A 16,332-nucleotide genomic window follows, 5' to 3' on the forward strand; every position below is an offset into this window, starting at 1 on the left:
GGGCGGCGGCGACGGCGGCAGCCTTGGCCTCCCCGGCCACCAGCAGCCAGACCTCCTCGGCGCTGTTGATCGCGGAGAAGCCCATGCTCACCCGGATCGGGGGCGGCTTGGGGCAGTCGCGGACGGCGACCACCGGCCGGTCGTCGGTCGCGGCGGGGGAGTCGGGGAAGATGGAGGCGACGTGACCCTCCGGCCCCATGCCGAGCAGCAGCACGTCGAACCGTGGGAGGTCGGCGCCGTCCGGTGCGGCCGCGGCGAGCTCACCGGCGTACCAGGCAGCCGCGTCCTCCGGCTCGGCGAACGGCCCGTCCGAGGGCGGCATCGCGTGCACCCGGTCCCCGGGAACCCCGACGACGTCGAGCAGGGCCGTGCGGGCGCCCTTCTCGTTGCGTTCGTCGTCGTCGGCCGGGACGAACCGCTCGTCGCCCCACCAGACGTCGACCGCCGTCCAGTCGACGGTCTCGCGCACCGGCTCGGCGGACAGCTGGGCGACCCGCTCGAGGACCGCGGTGCCCACGCCGCCGCCGGTGAGGACGACGGACGCCGTGCCGTGGATCGTCTGCGCGGCGGCGAGCCGTGCGACCAGGGCCTCGGCCACGGCCCGCACCAGGTGCTCGGTGTCGGGCTCGACGACGACGTCGGGCACATGGCCCGACTGCAGGGGCTCGCCACGAGCGTGCGAGTGCCGGGGGGCAGGCGGGTCCTCTTTCACGAGTCGCTCGTGGCCGCGGCTCGCTTCTTGGGCTTGGCCGCCCCGTCGCCGTTCTCCTCGGCGGGGTCGAACCAGACGTGCTCGCGCACCGGCGAGTGGTCGGCCAGCCCGGTGACGCCGGTGGCCGCCTCGAGGGCCTCCCGGTAGGGCTCGTCGGTGTCCAGCCTCCGCAGTTCCTCGCTGAGCAGGTCGCCGAGCACCCGCTCCGGCAGGGCGACAGTCGCGTCGGGCCGGTAGGGCTGGGAGATGACCGCGCCGCCCTTCCGGTCGGCGTGCAGCTGGACTTCCTCGTCCTGGTCCAGCTGCAGGATGACCGAGTCCACGCCGCTGGGTCCGGGCTTCCGCGAGCCCTCCTCGACGGCGATGGTGCAGCCGCAGCGCGAGGTGAGCCAGCCGGCGAGCAGGCGGGCCGTCGCGTTGCCCGGGTCGCCCTCGATCCGCCCGCCCGTGACGGTCACCGGCCCGCCGCGGCGGCCGGAGACCGAGTCGAGGGTGGAGGCCAGGATCGCCCGCCACGCCGTCGTCCTGGTCCAGGCGAGGTCGGTGTCGCCGGGGGCGTAGTCGGCCGCGCGGGTCTTCAGGGCCGTGAGGGAGTTCTCCGGGATCGAGCTGTCGGTGATCCGGCGGTCGGCGAACACGGCCAGCGCGTCGGTCGCGAGCCGGTCCGGGGGAGCGGCGTGCCACCAGGCGACGACGGGGGCGTCGGCCGCGAGGAGGGGGAGGACGACCGACTCGGCGTGCAGCCCCAGCCGGCCGTACATCCGCATGACGACCGCCTCGCCGGGGCCGAGCCGGCCGCCGATGAGGACCTCGGCGTCCAGTCGCGGGGTCGGCGCATCGATCTGCCGGCGGACCACCACGAGGATGCGGCAGGGGTGCGCCTCGGCGGCGTGGGTCGCGGCCTCCTCGGCCTCGGCGACCCGGCTCTCGTCGGCCACCACGACCAGCGTGAGCGCGACGCCGGACAGCACGGCGCCGCCGGTGCGGCGCTGGGCGGCGAGCTCCTTGACGACGGCCGAACCGGTGGTGTCCCACAGGGTGGTCATGTCGGATCCTCTGCTCGGGTCTGGATCGGGGTCACGGGCGCCGCCACCGGCGGCCCTCGGCGGCGAGCATCTCGTCGGCCGCCCGCGGTCCCCACTCGCCGGCCCGGTAGAAGTGCGGCGTGCTGCCCGCCCAGAACTGCTCCAGTGGGTCGATCGCCGCCCACGAGGCCTCGACCTCGGCGTTCCGCGGGAACAGGGTGGCGTCGCCGAGGAGGACGTCGAGCAGCAGCCGCTCGTAGGCCTCGGGGCTGGACTCCGTGAACTGCTCGCCGTAGAGGAAGTCCATCGAGACGTCCCGGACCTCCATGACGCTGCCCGGCACCTTCGACCCGAACTTCAGGGTCACGCCCTCGTCGGGCTGCACCCGGACGACGAGCTGGTTGTTGCCCAGTTCCTCGGTGTCGGTGTCGGCGAAGGGCAGGTGGGGCGCCCGCTTGAACACCAGGGCGATCTCGGTGACCCGGCGGGGGAGCCGCTTGCCGGTGCGGAGGTAGAACGGCACCCCGGCCCAGCGGCGGGTCTCCACGCCGAACCGGACGGCGGCGAAGGTCTCGGTCGTCGACTTCGGGTCGACGCCCTCCTCCTGCCGGTAGCCGTTGACCCGCTGGCCGGCGAGCCAGCCCTGCTCGTACTGCCCCCGGACGGCGAACGTCTCGAGGTCGGTGGGGATGGAGATCGCCCGGAGGACCTTCAGCTTCTCCGTGCGGATCTCCTCGGCGGAGAACTCGACGGGCTCCTCCATGGCGGTCAGCGCCAGCAGCTGGAGCAGGTGGTTCTGCAGGACGTCGCGGGCGGCGCCCGTCTTCTCGTAGAACTGCGCCCGCCCGCCGATGCCGACGTCCTCGGCCATGGTGATCTGCACCGAGTCGACGTGGTGGCCGTTCCAGATGGGCTCGAACAGCGTGTTCGCGAAGCGCAGCGCCAGCAGGTTCTGGACGGTCTCCTTGCCCAGGTAGTGGTCGATGCGGAAGACGTCGTCGGCGCCGAACACCGAGTCGACCAGCTCGTTGAGCTCGCGGCTGGAGGGCAGGTCCTCGCCGAACGGCTTCTCGACGACGACCCGGCGCCACCGGTCCGGAGTGCTCTCGGCCATGCCGGTCCGCTGCATCTGCTTGAGCACCGTCGGGAACATCGCCGGCGGGATGGAGAGGTAGAACGCCGCGTTGCCGCCGATGCCGTGGCTCCCCTCGAGTTCGCCCAGGGTGGCGGCCAGCTGGTCGAAGGCGTCGTCGTCGTCGAAGGACCCGGGGATGAAGGTGATGTCGGCGGCCAGCTGCTCCCACACCTCTTCCCGCCACGGCGTGCGCGCGTGGGCGCGGGCCGCGTCGCGGGAGAGCTCGGCGAACTCGGTGTCGCCCCAGTCGCGGCGCGCGAAGCCGAGGAGGGCGAAGTTCGTGGGCAGCAGGCCGCGGTTGGCCAGGTCGTACACCGCAGGGAGGAGCTTCTTCCGCGCGAGGTCTCCGGTGATGCCGAAGACCACGAGCGCGCAGGGCTCCGGAACCCGGGGCAGCCGCCGGTCCCGCGGATCGCGCAGCGGGTTGGGGATCATGGTCCGTCCTCGGTGTGGCTGAACTCGCGGCGGCCCCCTGCAGGGGCCCGCCGCGAGCCTGCGAGCGGTGGGGGCAGCGGGTCCTTGGTTCAGGCCTGGCGCTCGAGCTCCGTCCGCACCGACTCGGTGAGCTCGTCCCACGAGTCGACGAACTTCTGCACGCCCTCCTCCTCCAGGACGCGGAACACGTCGTCGAGGTCCACCCCGGCGTCGGCGATCGCCTGCATGACCGCGGCGGCGTCGTCGTAGGCCTTCTGCACCGGCGTCCCGGGCTCGCCGTGGTCGGCGTATGCCTTCAGCGTCTTCTCGGGCATCGTGTTGACGGTGCCGGGGGCGATGAGCTCGCTGATGTACATCGTGTCCGAGTACTCGGGGTTCTTGACCCCGGTGGAGGCCCACAGCGGCCGCTGCGGCACGGCGCCCTGGTCCTCGAGCGTCCGCCAGCGGTCGGACGAGAAGACCTCCTCGTACGCCTGGTAGGCCAGCCGGGCGTTGGCGATGCCGGCCTTTCCCTTGAGGGACGGGTCGGCGCCTGCCTTGTCCAGCCGCTTGTCGATCTCGGTGTCCACCCGGGAGACGAAGAACGACGCCACCGACGCGATCCCCTCGAGGGAGCCGCCCTGGGAAACCCGCTTCTCCAGGCCCGAGAGGTAGGCGTCCATGACCGCCCGGTACCGCTCGAGGCTGAAGATCAGGGTCACGTTGACACTGATCCCGTTGGCGATCGTCTCGATGATGGCCGGCAGCCCCGCCTCGGTGGCCGGGATCTTGATGTAGAGGTTCGGCCGGTCGACCAGCCACCACAGGTGGCCGGCCTCGGCCGCCGTGGCGTCGGTGTCGTGCGCCAGGCCGGGCGCGACCTCGAGGGAGACGCGCCCGTCGCCGGGGGAGGCCTCGGCGACCGGCCGCAGCAGGTCACAGGCGTCCCGGACGTCGGCGGCGGTGATCGTCCGCAGGGCCTCCTCGACGCTCACCTTGCGGACGGCGAGGGCGTGCACCTGGTCGTCGTAGGAGTCGGAGCCGCTGATCGCCGCGGCGAAGATCGTCGGGTTGGTCGTGACGCCCACGACGGAGTACTCGTCGACCATCGACTGCAGGTTGCCGCTGCGGATGCGGTCGCGGGAGAGATCGTCGAGCCAGACGGCGACCCCTGCTTCGGACAGCTCGGCCAGCTTCTCGTTCTGTGCCATGACTGGTGCCCTTCTCGATGGTTTGTCGGCCCCGCTGCAGGGCCCCGACGCGAGCGTGCGAGTGGTGGGGGGCAGCGGGGTCCTTCCTCAGCGGTCGCCGGTGGGGGTGTGCAGGACCCCCCCGGACTCGGGACCGGACGGCGCGACGGGCTCGGTCGAGGCGGCTGCGATGCTCTCGTGCGCGGCGTTGACCACGGCCTCCTCGGTGAGGCCGAACTCCTCGTAGAGCACGGTGTAGGCGGCGCTGGCGCCGTAGTGGTTGAGCCCGACGATGCGGCCGGCGTCGCCGACGAACTCGCGCCAGCCCATGGGGACGGCGGCCTCGACGCTCACCCGCGCACGCACCGACGGCGGCAGCACCTCCTCGCGGTAGGCCCGGTCCTGGGCGGCGAACCACTCCACGCAGGGGAGGGACACGACGCGGGTCGGGATCTCCGCGGCCTCGAGCGCCTCGCGGGCGGCGACGGCGATCTGCACCTCCGAGCCGGTGCTCATCAGGATCACCTGGGGCGTGCCGGTGGAGGCCTCGGCCAGGACGTACCCGCCGCGGGCCACGCCCTCGGCCGAGGCGAACTGCTCGCGGTCGAAGACCGGCAGGTTCTGGCGGGACAGGATGATCCCGGCCGGCCGGTCGTTGTGCTCCAGGATCGTGCGCCAGGCGACCGCGACCTCGTTGGCGTCGGCCGGGCGGACGACGTCCAGACCCGGGATGGCGCGCAGCGCGGCGAGGTGCTCGATCGGCTGGTGCGTCGGGCCGTCCTCGCCGAGGCCGATCGAGTCGTGGGTCCAGACGTAGGTCACCGGCAGCTGCATCAGCGCGGCCAGGCGCACCGCGCCGCGCATGTAGTCGGAGAACGTCAGGAACGTGCCGCCGTAGACGCGGGTGCCGCCGTGCAGCGCGATCCCGTTCATGACCGAGCCCATGGCGTGCTCCCGGACACCGAAGTGCAGCGTGCGGCCGTAGGGGCCACCGGACCACATCTTCGTCTGCCGCGAGGCGGGGAGGAAGGACGGTTCGCCCTTCACCGCGGTGTTGTTGCTCTCGGCCAGGTCGGCGGAACCGCCCCACAGCTCGGGGATCTCCGGGTAGAGCGCGGCCAGCACCTCACCGGAGGCCTTGCGCGTCGCGACGCCCTTGGGGTCGGCCGGCCAGCTCGGCAGCTTCTCGGCCCAGCCCCCGGGCAGCGTGCGGGTGGTCATGCGCTCCAGCAGCGCGGCGCGGTCCGGGTTGCGCTGCTTCCAGGCCTCGAAGCGCTCCTGCCAGGCGGCGTGGGCCTCCCGGCCGCGGGAGACGACCTGGCGGGCGTGCCGGATGACCTCGTCGGCCACCTCGAAGGTCTGCTCGGGGTCGAACCCCAGGATCTGCTTGGTCGCCCTGACCTCCTCGTCGCCGAGAGCCGAGCCGTGGGCGGCACCGGTGTTCTGCTTGTTGGGCGCGGGCCACCCGATGATCGTCTTGAGCACGATGATCGAGGGCCGGGTGGTCTCGGCCTTCGCCGCGGCGAACGCGGCGTCGACCGCGGCGAGGTCCTCGCCGTCGTCGACGTGCTGCACGTGCCAGCCGTAGGCCTCGTAGCGCTTGCCGACGTCCTCGGTGAAGGCGACGTTCGTGTCGTCCTCGATGGAGATCTTGTTGTCGTCGTAGACGAGGACCAGGTTGCCCAGCTGCTGGGTGCCGGCCAGGGACGACGCCTCGCCGCTCACGCCCTCCTCGAGGTCTCCGTCGGAGGCGAAGCACCAGATGGTGTGGTCGAAGAGGCTCTCGCCCTCGGCGGCGTCGGGGTCGAGCAGGCCGCGTTCGCGGCGGGCGGCCATGGCCATGCCGACCGCGTTGCCGACGCCCTGGCCGAGCGGACCGGTCGTCGTCTCCACGCCGGGGGTGTGGTTGACCTCGGGGTGGCCCGGCGTCTGCGATCCCCAGGTGCGCAGCGCCCTGAGGTCGTCGAGCTCCATGCCGTAGCCGGAGAGGTAGAGCTGGACGTAGAGCGTGAGGCTCGAGTGGCCCATCGAGAGCACGAACCGGTCCCGCGCGGGCCAGTTCGGGTCGCTCGGGTCGTGGCGGAGCCACTTCTGGAAGAGCAGGTAGGCCGTCGGCGCCATGCTCATCGCCGTCCCCGGGTGGCCGTTGCCGACCTTCTGGACGGCGTCCATCGCCAGGACGCGGGCGGTGTCGATCGCCCGGCGGTCGAGGTCCCCGAAGCCGTCGGGGAGGGTGGGGTTCGGCTGGGCAGGGCTGCCGGTGGGGGCGTCGCTGGCCGCCTCGGCCGGGGCCTCGGACTCGGTGCTCTGCGTCATGTGGTGGGTGCTCCCTCGAGGTAGGCCCCGCGCGGTGCGGCCGAGCGTTCCACCCGGACCGCCGCTGGGCCGGGCACCGTCGTCGTCGACTCGGCCCTACCCGCTGCGCACGCGGCATCAACGCGATCAACCCTAGTCATCCCCGCTCATGCCGGGCCGATCGCGGCTGCCCCGCCGGGCTAGAGTGGCGCCCGTTCCCATCCCCGGTTCGAAGGGACCCCCTGGTGCCCTGCTGCCCGCGCGCCTCCGCGCACGAGGGCACCCGGTGACGGCGCTGTCCGAGCGCCAGGCCGACCCCGCTCGCCGCCTGTCCGCCGTCCTGCGTGCCCGCGTCGGGTCCTACGTGGCGCTGACCAAGCCGCGGATCATCGAGCTGCTGCTGGTGACGACGGTGCCGGCGATGATGCTGGCCGCGCGCGGCTGGCCGACGTGGACGCTGCTTCTGTCCACGCTGGTCGGCGGCACCCTCGCCGCCGGGGCGGCCAACGTCTTCAACTGCTACTTCGACCGCGACATCGACCGGCTGATGCACCGCACGCAGAAGCGGCCGCTGCCGATGGGCGAGATCACCCCGCGCGCGGCGCTGATCTTCGGCGCGGTGCTGACCGTGAGCTCGGTCGTGCTGCTCGCGCTGACGACGACGCTGCTGGCCGCGGCGCTGGCGGCGGGGGCGATCTTCTACTACGCCGTCCTCTACACGATGGTGTTCAAGCGGCACACCCGGCGCAGCACCGAGTTCGGCGGCGTGCCCGGGGCGGCCCCGGTGCTGATCGGCTGGGCGGCCGTGACCGGTTCGCTGGCGTGGCCGGCAGTCGTCGTGTTCGGCATCGTCTTCTGCTGGCAGATGCCGCACTTCTGGGCGCTGGCCATGCGGTTCAAGGACGACTACGCGCGGGCCGACGTCCCGATGCTCCCGGTCGTGACCACCGCCCTGTCGGTCGGCCGGCAGACGGTCGCCTGGACCTGGATCACCGTCGCCGTCTCGCTGCTGCTCTGGCCGATCGCCGAGGACTACGGCATCGGGCTGGGCTACACCGCCGCGGCTGCGGGGCTCGGCGTCTGGTTCGTCGTGGAGGCGCACCGCCTGCACCGCCGCATCAAGCAGGGCGGTGAGACCAAGCCGATGCAGCTGTTCCACGTGTCGATCTCGTACCTGGCGCTGCTGATGGTCGCGATCGTCGTCGACGCCATCGTTTAGGTGCGCTGCGACCTCGCCAACGCCCGGATGGGTCAGCTGGTCGGCGCGGACCACCGGACCTACTCCCAGGTGACGGCCCGCATCGAGCGCGCCGAGATCGAGGCGCTCGTCGAAGGTGGGTGTCCCGTCGTCACGTATCTGCCGGGCGGGCGGCTGATCTGGCACGACGAGGACGACGCCTGGCCGGCGTGGGCCGATGCGCGGAGCGCGAAGGACACCGTGACCGGCGGGCGCTGGGAGTCACCCGACGGCGGCACCGCGGTGGTGCTCGTCTTCCACGACTGAGCCCGCGGAACGGGTCGGCAGGTCGAGGGCCTGGAACTGCCCATCAGCGCAGGCTGTAGGCGCCCGTCTCCGAGGTGGACAGCGGCTGCTCGGACGCCGGGCCGCGGACCGACCAGACGAGCCGCGCGGTGAAGGCGGTGATCAGCACCGCGCCCAGCATGTGGATCAGCACGAGGACGACCGGCAGGTCGGTGAAGTACTGCACGTAGCCGACGAGCCCCTGCGCCAGCTGGACGACCAGCAGGTCGCGGGCGGACCGGCGGATGCGGTCGGGGGAGTCGGTCGCGTACAGCGCCACCAGCAGCGCGACGGTGAGGCCGAGCAGCAGGAAGACGACGTCGGCGTGCACCTGGCTGACCAGCTCGGGGTCAAGACCCGTGCGGCCAGCCTCCGGATCACCGCTGTGAGGTCCGCTGCCGGTGACCACCGTCCCGATCACGAGGACGACGGCGGTGACGGCGGCGATGCCCTGCACGAGCAGGACGAACGGACGGCGCAGCAGCGGCCGGCCCACACCGGGCTCCCGCGAGCGGAGCCAGAGCACCGTCGCGATCGCGACCAGGACCATCGACACGAGGAAGTGCGCCGCGACCGTCCACGGGTTGAGGCCGGTCAGCACGGTGACCCCGCCGAGCAGCGCCTGCGCCGGTATGCCCAGGAACCCGAGGACGGCGAGGGTCCGGAGGTCGCGGCGGACCGATCGGAAGACGACCACGACGGTGGCGACGGCGACCGCGGTGAGGACGAAGGTCAGCAGCCGGTTGCCGAACTCGATGGCGCCGTGGCCGGCCAGCTCGGGGGTGGCCACGAAGCTGTCGTCGGTGCAGCGCGGCCAGGTCGGGCAGCCGAGCCCGGAGCCGGTGAGCCGCACGGCCCCGCCGGTGACGACGATGACGCCGTTGGCGATCGCGTTGGCAAGCGCCACGCGGGAGACCGTGGCGGGGGAGAAGGCGGTGGGCAGGACCGGCACGCCCCGATGCTATGCGGGGCGCACCTCGGGTGAGCCCGATCACGCCCCGGTGCGGCGCCGCGGGCAGGTTAGGTCGACCTTGGTTGCACGGTCGCTGAAATAGGACACACTCGTGTTGTGGAAACCGTCTCGGCACACCCGCGCACGTCGGCACCCGCCGACGACGGGCGTACCCGCGACCGCGTCAGCGCCCTGCTCCTGGAGCACGGCCCGCAGACCGCCACCGAGCTCGCGACGCGACTGGGCATCTCGCCGGCCGCGGTCCGCCGGCACCTGGACTCCCTCGTCGCCGCCGGCCGGCTCGAGGAGCGGCTCACGCGGGACGCGCACCGCGGCCGCGGCCGCCCCGCGCGCCGGTTCCACCTCACCGACGCCGGCCGGTCGGCCTTCCCGCACGCCTACGACGACCTCGCGCTGACCGCTCTGCGCTACGTCGCGGCATCGGGCGGGCCGGACGCCGTGCGCGCCGTGGCCGAGCAGCAGCTCGCCGGCCTCGAGGCGCGCGCCAGCAGCGCCGTCGAGGGCGCCGTCCGTGCCGCCGAGGGGCAGCCGGTCGACCGGGCACAGGCCCTGGCCGCCGCCCTCACGGCCGAGGGCTACGCTGCCACGGCCTCGGCCATCTCCGGCGGGGGGCAGCTCTGCCAGCACCACTGCCCGGTGGCGCACGTGGCCGCGGAGTTCCCCCAGCTGTGCGAGGCCGAGACCGCGGTGATCGGCCGGCTCGTGGGCACCCACGTGCAGCGGCTGGCCACGATCGCCCACGGCGACGGGATCTGCACCACACACATCCCCGGACCCGTCCGGGTGGGGAACAGAACGGCCCCCGAACGCCCTGTACCAGGTGACCGGACCGCGCCTCGCAGCGCGCCGTCCACCGCGACCAGCACCACCCCCATGAACTCCCGGGAGAGGACGCCCGCATGACCAGCACGCAGCAGCCGTTGACGCAGGACGAGCAGATCGACCAGCTCGGCCGCTACAAGTACGGCTGGGCGGACGCCGACACCGCCGGCGCCTCCGCGCGGCGCGGGATCGACGAGGACGTCGTCACCGACATCTCCCGTCGCAAGGACGAGCCCGAGTGGATGCTCGAGCGCCGCCTCAAGGCCCTCAAGCTGTTCGGCCGCAAGCCCATGCCCGACTGGGGTTCCGACCTCTCCGGCATCGACTTCCAGAACATCAAGTACTTCGTGCGCTCCACCGAGGCCCAGGCCGCCTCGTGGGAGGACCTGCCCGACGACATCAAGAACACCTACGACAAGCTCGGCATCCCGGAGGCGGAGAAGCAGCGCCTCGTCTCGGGTGTGGCGGCGCAGTACGAGTCCGAGGTCGTCTACCACCAGATCCAGAAGGAGCTCGAGGACCAGGGCGTCATCTTCCTGGACACCGACTCGGCCCTGAAGGAGCACCCGGAGATCTTCCAGGAGTACTTCGGCTCGGTGATCCCGTCCGGCGACAACAAGTTCGCCGCGCTGAACACCGCCGTCTGGTCGGGTGGCTCGTTCATCTACGTGCCGAAGGGCGTGCACGTCGACATCCCGCTGCAGGCCTACTTCCGGATCAACACCGAGAACATGGGCCAGTTCGAGCGGACGCTGATCATCGTCGACGAGGGCGCCTACGTGCACTACGTCGAGGGCTGCACCGCGCCGATCTACAAGAGCGACTCGCTGCACTCCGCGGTCGTCGAGATCATCGTCAAGAAGAACGCGCGCTGCCGGTACACGACCATCCAGAACTGGTCGAACAACGTCTACAACCTGGTCACCAAGCGGGCCGTGGCCCACGAGGGCGCGACCATGGAGTGGGTCGACGGCAACATCGGCTCCAAGGTGACGATGAAGTACCCGGCCGTCTGGATGACCGGCGAGCACGCCAAGGGCGAGGTCCTTTCGATCGCCTTCGCGGGCGAGGGCCAGCACCAGGACGCCGGCGCCAAGATGGTCCACGCCGCGCCGCACACCTCCTCGACCATCGTGTCGAAGTCGGTCGCCCGTGGCGGCGGCCGCACGTCCTACCGCGGCCTGGTCCAGATCGACGAGGGCGCCTACGGCTCCAAGTCGACGGTCAAGTGCGACGCCTTGCTCGTCGACACGATCAGTCGCTCCGACACCTACCCGTACGTCGACGTCCGCGAGGACGACGTCGCCATGGGTCACGAGGCCACGGTCTCCCGCGTCAGCGACGACCAGCTCTTCTACCTGATGAGCCGCGGTCTGTCCGAGGACGAGGCCATGGCGATGGTGGTGCGCGGGTTCGTCGAGCCGATCGCCCGCGAGCTGCCCATGGAGTACGCCCTCGAGCTCAACCGGCTCATCGAACTGCAGATGGAAGGTGCCGTCGGCTGATGTCAGCCCCCGACAACACTCTCGCAGGAGAGCTCTTCGCCCCTGGCGTCGGCGCTCAGGCGGGTCCTCCCACCACGCCTGCTGACAGCAGCGTCTCGCCCGGCGCGCACTCGCACGGCGGTCCCACGCCGACGGGTTCGCCGGCCGAGCGGTTCACCTCGACCGACCCCGACGCCTTCGGCGTGCCCACGGGTCGCGAGGAGACGTGGCGCTTCACGCCGATGAAGCGGGTCCGCACGCTGCTGGACGCCGCGCCGTCGGGCGCGCACCTCACCTGGACGACGGACCTCCCCGACGGCGTCGAGCTCACCAGCGTCGAGGCCGACGACCCGCTGCTGAAGGGGCTGCCCGAGCCGGCCGACCGGCTGGCCGCGCTGGCCCGCCAGCGCAGCGGCGGCGCCGCCGTCGTCCGGGTGCCCGCCGAGGCGCAGCTCGACCGGCCCGTCACGCTCGGCCTGGCCGGTACCGGCTCGGACAGCCCTGATGACGCAGTCGTCTGGGGCCAGCTCGTCGTCGAGGTCGGGCCGTTCGCGAAGGCGACGATCGTCCTCGACCACACCGGTCTGGCGCGCTATGCCGGCGGCGTCGCGGTGATCGTCGGCGACAGCGCGCAGGTCTCGCTCGTCTCGGTCCAGGACTGGGCCCCCGGTGCGGTGCACGGCGCCCAGTACGACGCCGTCGTCGGCCGGGACGCGACCTTCAAGCAGGTCGTCGTCACCCTCGGCGGCGACCTCGTCCGCCTGGTCAGCAACGTCCAGTACTCCGGTCCCGGCGGCAGCGCCGAGCTGTTCGGCGTCTACTTCGCCGACGAGACCCAGCACCAGGAGCACCGGCTCTGGGTCGACCACGCCGTCCCGAACTGCCGCAGCAACGTCCTCTACAAGGGCGCGCTGCAGGGCGAGGACGCCCGCACGGTCTGGATCGGTGACGTCCGCATCCGCCCCGAGGCGACCGGCACCGAGACGTACGAGCTCAACCGCAATCTCGTCCTCACCGACGGCGCCCGCGCCGACTCGGTGCCGAACCTGGAGATCGAGACCGGCGAGATCGTCGGCGCCGGCCACGCCAGCGCCACCGGCCGGTTCGACGACGAGCAGCTGTTCTACCTGTGCTCGCGCGGGATCGACGCCGAGACCGCCCGCCGCCTCGTGGTCCGCGGCTTCTTCGCCGACGTCGTCCAGCACATCGGTATCGACGCCCTGCAGGACCGGCTGATGGGCACCATCGAGGCCCGCCTCGGCGCGCTGCCCGGCCTGGAGGAGCAGGAGGTCTCCGCGTGAGTTTCGAGCGGGTCTGCTCCCTGTCCGACGTGAAGGAGCCCGGCTCCCTGCGGGTCGAACTGGACGACGTCGACATCGCCGTCGTCCGCTTCGAGGGCGAGGTCTACGCGATCGAGGACCTCTGCTCGCACGCCGAGGTCCCGCTGTCCGAAGGGGACGTCGAGGAGTTCCGCGGCGCCCCGATCATCGAGTGCTGGCTGCACGGGTCGTGCTTCGACCTGCGCACCGGCGAGCCCACCAACCTGCCGGCCACCGAGCCGGTGTCCGTCTACCCGGTCCGCGTGGAGGGGGAGGACGTGTACGTCGACGTTGCGGTCGACGACAGCCTCTCCGCCCGCATGGCCAACTGAGCCACAGCAACTGAGGAGCGAAGTGTCCGTTCTCGAGATCCGCGACCTGCACGTCAGCGTGGGGGAGGGTGACGACGCGAAGGAGATCCTCCGCGGCGTCGACCTGACCGTCCGCTCGGGCGAGACCCACGCCATCATGGGGCCGAACGGGTCGGGCAAGTCGACCCTGGCGTACTCGATCGCCGGCCACCCCAAGTACACGATCACCAGCGGCACGGTGACCCTCGACGGCGAGGACGTCCTCGCGATGACCGTCGACGAGCGCGCCCGCGCGGGCCTGTTCCTCGCCATGCAGTACCCGGTCGAGGTGCCCGGCGTCTCGGTGTCGAACTTCCTGCGCACCGCCGCCACCGCGGTCAAGGGCGAGGCCCCCAAGCTGCGCACCTGGGTCAAGGACGTCAAGACCGAGATGGCCGGCCTGGAGATGGACGCGGCGTTCGCCGAGCGCAACGTCAACGAGGGCTTCTCCGGCGGTGAGAAGAAGCGCCACGAGATCCTGCAGATGCGCCTGCTCAAGCCGCGCATCGCGATCCTCGACGAGACCGACTCCGGCCTCGACGTCGACGCGCTGCGGGTGGTCTCCGAGGGCGTCAACAAGAGCCGCGAGGACAGCGACGTCGGCGTCCTGCTGATCACCCACTACACGCGGATCCTGCGCTACATCAAGCCGGACTTCGTGCACGTCTTCGTCGCCGGCCGGATCGCCGAGGAGGGCGGCCCGGAGCTGGCGGAGAAGCTGGAGAACGGGGGCTACGCCGCCTACGTCAAGGACTCCAACGAGCAGGCGAGCGCCGAGAAGGCCGCCGCGGAGGTCGCTTCAGCATGACGCAGACCGTCTCGCGTCCCGACACGGGGCGCGCCCCGCTGCCCCTGGACGTCGAGGCGATCCGGGCGGACTTCCCGATCCTGTCGCGCACGGTGCGCGACGGGAAGCGGCTGGTCTACCTAGACTCGGGGGCGACCTCCCAGAAGCCGCGCCAGGTGCTGGACGCCGAGCGCTGGTTCTACGAGAACATCAACGCCGCCCCGCACCGCGGCGCGCACCAGCTCGCCGAGGAGGCGACCGGCGCCTACGAGGCGGCCCGCGCCACCATCGGGGCGTTCATCGGAGCGCCGGAGCGGGAGATCGTCTTCACCCGCAACACCACCGAGGCGATCAACCTGGTGGCCTACGCGATGAGCAACGCCGCGACGGCGAAGGAGCCGGAGTTCCGGACCTACGCCGTCGGGCAGGGCGACGAGATCGTGGTCACCGAGATGGAACACCACGCCGATCTCGTCCCGTGGCAGCAGCTGTGCGAGCGCACCGGGGCGACCCTGCGCTGGCTCGGCCTGACCGACGACGGCCGGCTCGACCTCTCCGACCTCGGCACGGTGGTCAACGAGCGCACCAAGCTGGTCGCGGTGACCCACCAGTCGAACATCCTCGGCACGGTCAACCCGCTCGGTGACATCGTCGCCCGCGCCCACGAGGTCGGCGCGCTCGTGCTGGTCGACGGCGCGCAGTCGGTGCCGCACCAGCCCGTCGACGTCACCGAGCTGGGCGCGGACTTCCTGGTCTTCTCCGGGCACAAGATGCTCGGACCGACCGGCGTCGGCGTGCTGTGGGGGCGCTACGACGTCCTCGACAAGCTGCCGCCGTTCCTGACCGGGGGTTCGATGATCGAGGTCGTGCGGATGGAGGGCAGCACGTTCGCCGCCCCGCCGCAGCGCTTCGAGGCCGGCGTGCCGATGACCGCGCAGGTGATCGGGCTGGCGGCCGCCGTCGAATACCTGCAGCGCCTGGGCATGGACAAGGTCGAGGAGCACGAGCTCGCGATCACCGGCTACGCGCTGGAGAAGCTCGCCGAGATCCCCGGCGTCACGGTGATCGGTCCGCCGGACACCGTCGCCCGCGGCGGAGCGATCTCGTTCACCGTCGAGGGCATCCACCCGCACGATGTCGGCCAGGTCCTCGACGACCACGGCATCGCCGTCCGGGTCGGGCACCACTGCGCCTGGCCGGTCGTCCGGCGCTACGGCGTCCCGGCGACGACCCGCGCGACGTTCTACGTGCACACCGGCCACGACGACGTCGACGCCCTGGCCGACGGAATTCGGGCGGCCCAGAAGTTCTTCGGTGTTGTGTGATGCAGCTCGAGAACATGTACCAGGAGATCATCCTGGACCATTACCGGAACCCCCACGGCCGCGGCCTGCGGGAGCCGTTCGAGGCCGAGGTGCACCACGTCAACCCGACCTGCGGTGACGAGGTCACCCTGCGGGTGCACCTGGACGGCGACACGATCGCCGACGTCTCCTACGAGGGCATGGGCTGCTCGATCAGCCAGGCCTCGGTGTCGGCGATGTACGACCTCGTCATCGGCAAGACGGTGCCGCAGGCGCTGGAGACCGGTGAGCACTTCATGACCCTCATGCAGGCCAAGGGCGACCCGTCGGTCGCCGAGAAGCTCGAGGACGAGCTGGAGGACGCCGTGGCGTTCGCCGGAGTGTCGAAGTACCCCGCGCGCATCAAGTGCGCGCTGATGAGCTGGATGGCGTTGAAGGACGCGTCCGCCCGAGCCGTGGGAGCACAGCAGTCATGACCACCGAGAACGAGACCACCCCCGCCGAGCTGCCGGCCTACAAGTCGGCGCTGCTCGAGGACCTCGAGGAGGCCATGCGCGACGTCGTCGACCCCGAGCTGGGCGTGAACGTCGTCGACCTCGGCCTGGTCTACGGCATCGACGTCGACGAGTCGAACGTGGCGATCCTCGACATGACGCTCACGTCCGCGGCCTGCCCGTTGACCGACGTCATCGAGGACCAGGCCCGCCAGGCGCTCACCGGCGGCCCCGGCCCCGGCCTGGTCGACGACATCCGCATCAACTGGGTCTGGATGCCGCCGTGGGGTCCGGACAAGATCACCGAGGACGGCCGCGAGCAGCTGCGGGCGCTCGGCTTCCGCGTCTAGCGGCCCCTCTGCAGGGTCCCGCGCCGAGCATGCGAGGCGGGGGGGGGGGGGCAGAGGGGTCCTTCGTCACCTGAGGTCGGCGACGCGGCGGCCGAAGCCGGCGACCGGACGGCGCTCGCGCCGCATCCCGATCGCCAGGAGCACGCTGCCCACGAC

General features: G+C 71.8%; 16 protein-coding genes. 10 read left to right on the forward strand and 6 right to left on the reverse strand.

Annotation, left to right across the window (positions count from 1 at the left end; genetic code table 11):
* From pgl to tkt, 5 genes are all read right to left on the reverse strand, one after another.
* Nucleotides 1-646, reverse strand: a 646-nt coding sequence (gene pgl / locus E4P40_RS20280; protein WP_245160464.1) for a 6-phosphogluconolactonase, incomplete at its 3' end; no start/stop codon positions are given.
* A 62-nt stretch (nucleotides 647-708) separates the two neighbouring features.
* Nucleotides 709-1,758 carry a glucose-6-phosphate dehydrogenase assembly protein OpcA gene (locus E4P40_RS20285; RefSeq protein WP_135160307.1) on the reverse strand — a complete coding sequence of 350 codons (1,050 nt, stop codon included), beginning with the start codon at nucleotides 1,756-1,758 and terminating at the stop codon, nucleotides 709-711.
* Nucleotides 1,759-1,789: 31 nt separating this feature from the next.
* Nucleotides 1,790-3,307 carry a glucose-6-phosphate dehydrogenase gene (gene zwf, locus E4P40_RS20290; RefSeq protein ID WP_135160308.1) on the reverse strand — a complete coding sequence of 506 codons (1,518 nt, stop codon included), beginning with the start codon at nucleotides 3,305-3,307 and terminating at the stop codon, nucleotides 1,790-1,792.
* An 89-nt stretch (nucleotides 3,308-3,396) separates the two neighbouring features.
* Nucleotides 3,397-4,497: a transaldolase gene (gene tal / locus E4P40_RS20295; RefSeq protein ID WP_135160309.1), complete on the reverse strand. Its 1,101-nt coding sequence runs from the start codon at nucleotides 4,495-4,497 to the stop codon at nucleotides 3,397-3,399.
* A gap of 87 nt (nucleotides 4,498-4,584) precedes the next feature.
* Nucleotides 4,585-6,792 (reverse strand): transketolase, encoded by a 2,208-nt coding sequence (tkt, locus tag E4P40_RS20300; protein WP_135160310.1) that lies wholly within the window; start codon nucleotides 6,790-6,792, stop codon nucleotides 4,585-4,587.
* Nucleotides 6,793-7,057: 265 nt separating this feature from the next.
* Between tkt and E4P40_RS20305 the strand changes: the two genes are divergently transcribed.
* Nucleotides 7,058-7,990 (forward strand): heme o synthase, encoded by a 933-nt coding sequence (locus tag E4P40_RS20305; RefSeq protein ID WP_135160311.1) that lies wholly within the window; start codon nucleotides 7,058-7,060, stop codon nucleotides 7,988-7,990.
* Entirely contained in the window at nucleotides 7,991-8,275 is a 285-nt protein-coding gene (locus E4P40_RS20310) for a hypothetical protein (protein ID WP_135160312.1), read from the forward strand. It abuts the gene before it with no gap.
* Between the two features lie 43 nt (nucleotides 8,276-8,318).
* On the opposite strand, the gene E4P40_RS20315 is transcribed toward E4P40_RS20310, so the two are convergent.
* Nucleotides 8,319-9,245: a COX15/CtaA family protein gene (locus E4P40_RS20315; RefSeq protein ID WP_135160313.1), complete on the reverse strand. Its 927-nt coding sequence runs from the start codon at nucleotides 9,243-9,245 to the stop codon at nucleotides 8,319-8,321.
* Nucleotides 9,246-9,362: 117 nt separating this feature from the next.
* Between E4P40_RS20315 and E4P40_RS20320 the strand changes: the two genes are divergently transcribed.
* The 8 genes from E4P40_RS20320 to E4P40_RS20355 are packed head-to-tail and all read left to right on the forward strand — an operon-like array spanning nucleotide 9,363 to nucleotide 16,176.
* A complete protein-coding gene (locus E4P40_RS20320; RefSeq protein ID WP_209305437.1) occupies nucleotides 9,363-10,169 on the forward strand; it encodes a metalloregulator ArsR/SmtB family transcription factor in 807 nt (268 codons plus the stop codon).
* Nucleotides 10,166-11,593: a Fe-S cluster assembly protein SufB gene (gene sufB, locus E4P40_RS20325; protein WP_135160315.1), complete on the forward strand. Its 1,428-nt coding sequence runs from the start codon at nucleotides 10,166-10,168 to the stop codon at nucleotides 11,591-11,593. Before E4P40_RS20320 ends, sufB begins: the two co-directional genes overlap by 4 nt.
* Nucleotides 11,593-12,873, forward strand: coding sequence for a Fe-S cluster assembly protein SufD (sufD, locus tag E4P40_RS20330; RefSeq protein WP_135160316.1), 1,281 nt, complete (start codon nucleotides 11,593-11,595; stop codon nucleotides 12,871-12,873). Before sufB ends, sufD begins: the two co-directional genes overlap by 1 nt.
* Complete coding sequence (locus E4P40_RS20335) at nucleotides 12,870-13,223, forward strand: non-heme iron oxygenase ferredoxin subunit (RefSeq protein ID WP_135160317.1); 354 nt, start codon at nucleotides 12,870-12,872, stop codon at nucleotides 13,221-13,223. The genes sufD and E4P40_RS20335 overlap by 4 nt, the downstream gene beginning before the upstream one ends.
* Before the next feature lie 22 nt (nucleotides 13,224-13,245).
* Nucleotides 13,246-14,049 carry a Fe-S cluster assembly ATPase SufC gene (gene sufC, locus E4P40_RS20340; protein WP_135160318.1) on the forward strand — a complete coding sequence of 268 codons (804 nt, stop codon included), beginning with the start codon at nucleotides 13,246-13,248 and terminating at the stop codon, nucleotides 14,047-14,049.
* On the forward strand, nucleotides 14,046-15,353 hold the full coding sequence (locus tag E4P40_RS20345; protein WP_135160319.1) for a cysteine desulfurase: 1,308 nt from the start codon (nucleotides 14,046-14,048) through the stop codon (nucleotides 15,351-15,353). Before sufC ends, E4P40_RS20345 begins: the two co-directional genes overlap by 4 nt.
* Nucleotides 15,353-15,808, forward strand: a complete 456-nt coding sequence (gene sufU / locus E4P40_RS20350) for a Fe-S cluster assembly sulfur transfer protein SufU (protein WP_135160320.1) — start codon at nucleotides 15,353-15,355, stop codon at nucleotides 15,806-15,808. The genes E4P40_RS20345 and sufU overlap by 1 nt, the downstream gene beginning before the upstream one ends.
* The gene (locus tag E4P40_RS20355; protein WP_135160321.1) at nucleotides 15,805-16,176 is read left to right on the forward strand and encodes a metal-sulfur cluster assembly factor; all 372 of its coding nucleotides are present in this window, start codon (nucleotides 15,805-15,807) and stop codon (nucleotides 16,174-16,176) included. Before sufU ends, E4P40_RS20355 begins: the two co-directional genes overlap by 4 nt.
* The last annotated feature ends 156 nt before the right edge of the window (nucleotides 16,177-16,332 follow it).

The sequence above is a fragment of the Blastococcus sp. CT_GayMR20 genome, assembly GCF_004570345.1.

Coding starts and splice junctions, on each gene's coding strand:
- E4P40_RS20355 (WP_135160321.1), top strand. CDS start 15,805: ATGACCACCGAGAACGAGACCACCCCCGCCGAGCTGCCGGCCTACAAG.
- E4P40_RS20285 (WP_135160307.1), bottom strand. CDS start 1,758: ATGACCACCCTGTGGGACACCACCGGTTCGGCCGTCGTCAAGGAGCTC.
- sufU (WP_135160320.1), top strand. CDS start 15,353: ATGCAGCTCGAGAACATGTACCAGGAGATCATCCTGGACCATTACCGG.
- tkt (WP_135160310.1), bottom strand. CDS start 6,792: ATGACGCAGAGCACCGAGTCCGAGGCCCCGGCCGAGGCGGCCAGCGAC.
- sufD (WP_135160316.1), top strand. CDS start 11,593: ATGTCAGCCCCCGACAACACTCTCGCAGGAGAGCTCTTCGCCCCTGGC.
- E4P40_RS20345 (WP_135160319.1), top strand. CDS start 14,046: ATGACGCAGACCGTCTCGCGTCCCGACACGGGGCGCGCCCCGCTGCCC.
- tal (WP_135160309.1), bottom strand. CDS start 4,497: ATGGCACAGAACGAGAAGCTGGCCGAGCTGTCCGAAGCAGGGGTCGCC.
- sufB (WP_135160315.1), top strand. CDS start 10,166: ATGACCAGCACGCAGCAGCCGTTGACGCAGGACGAGCAGATCGACCAG.
- zwf (WP_135160308.1), bottom strand. CDS start 3,307: ATGATCCCCAACCCGCTGCGCGATCCGCGGGACCGGCGGCTGCCCCGG.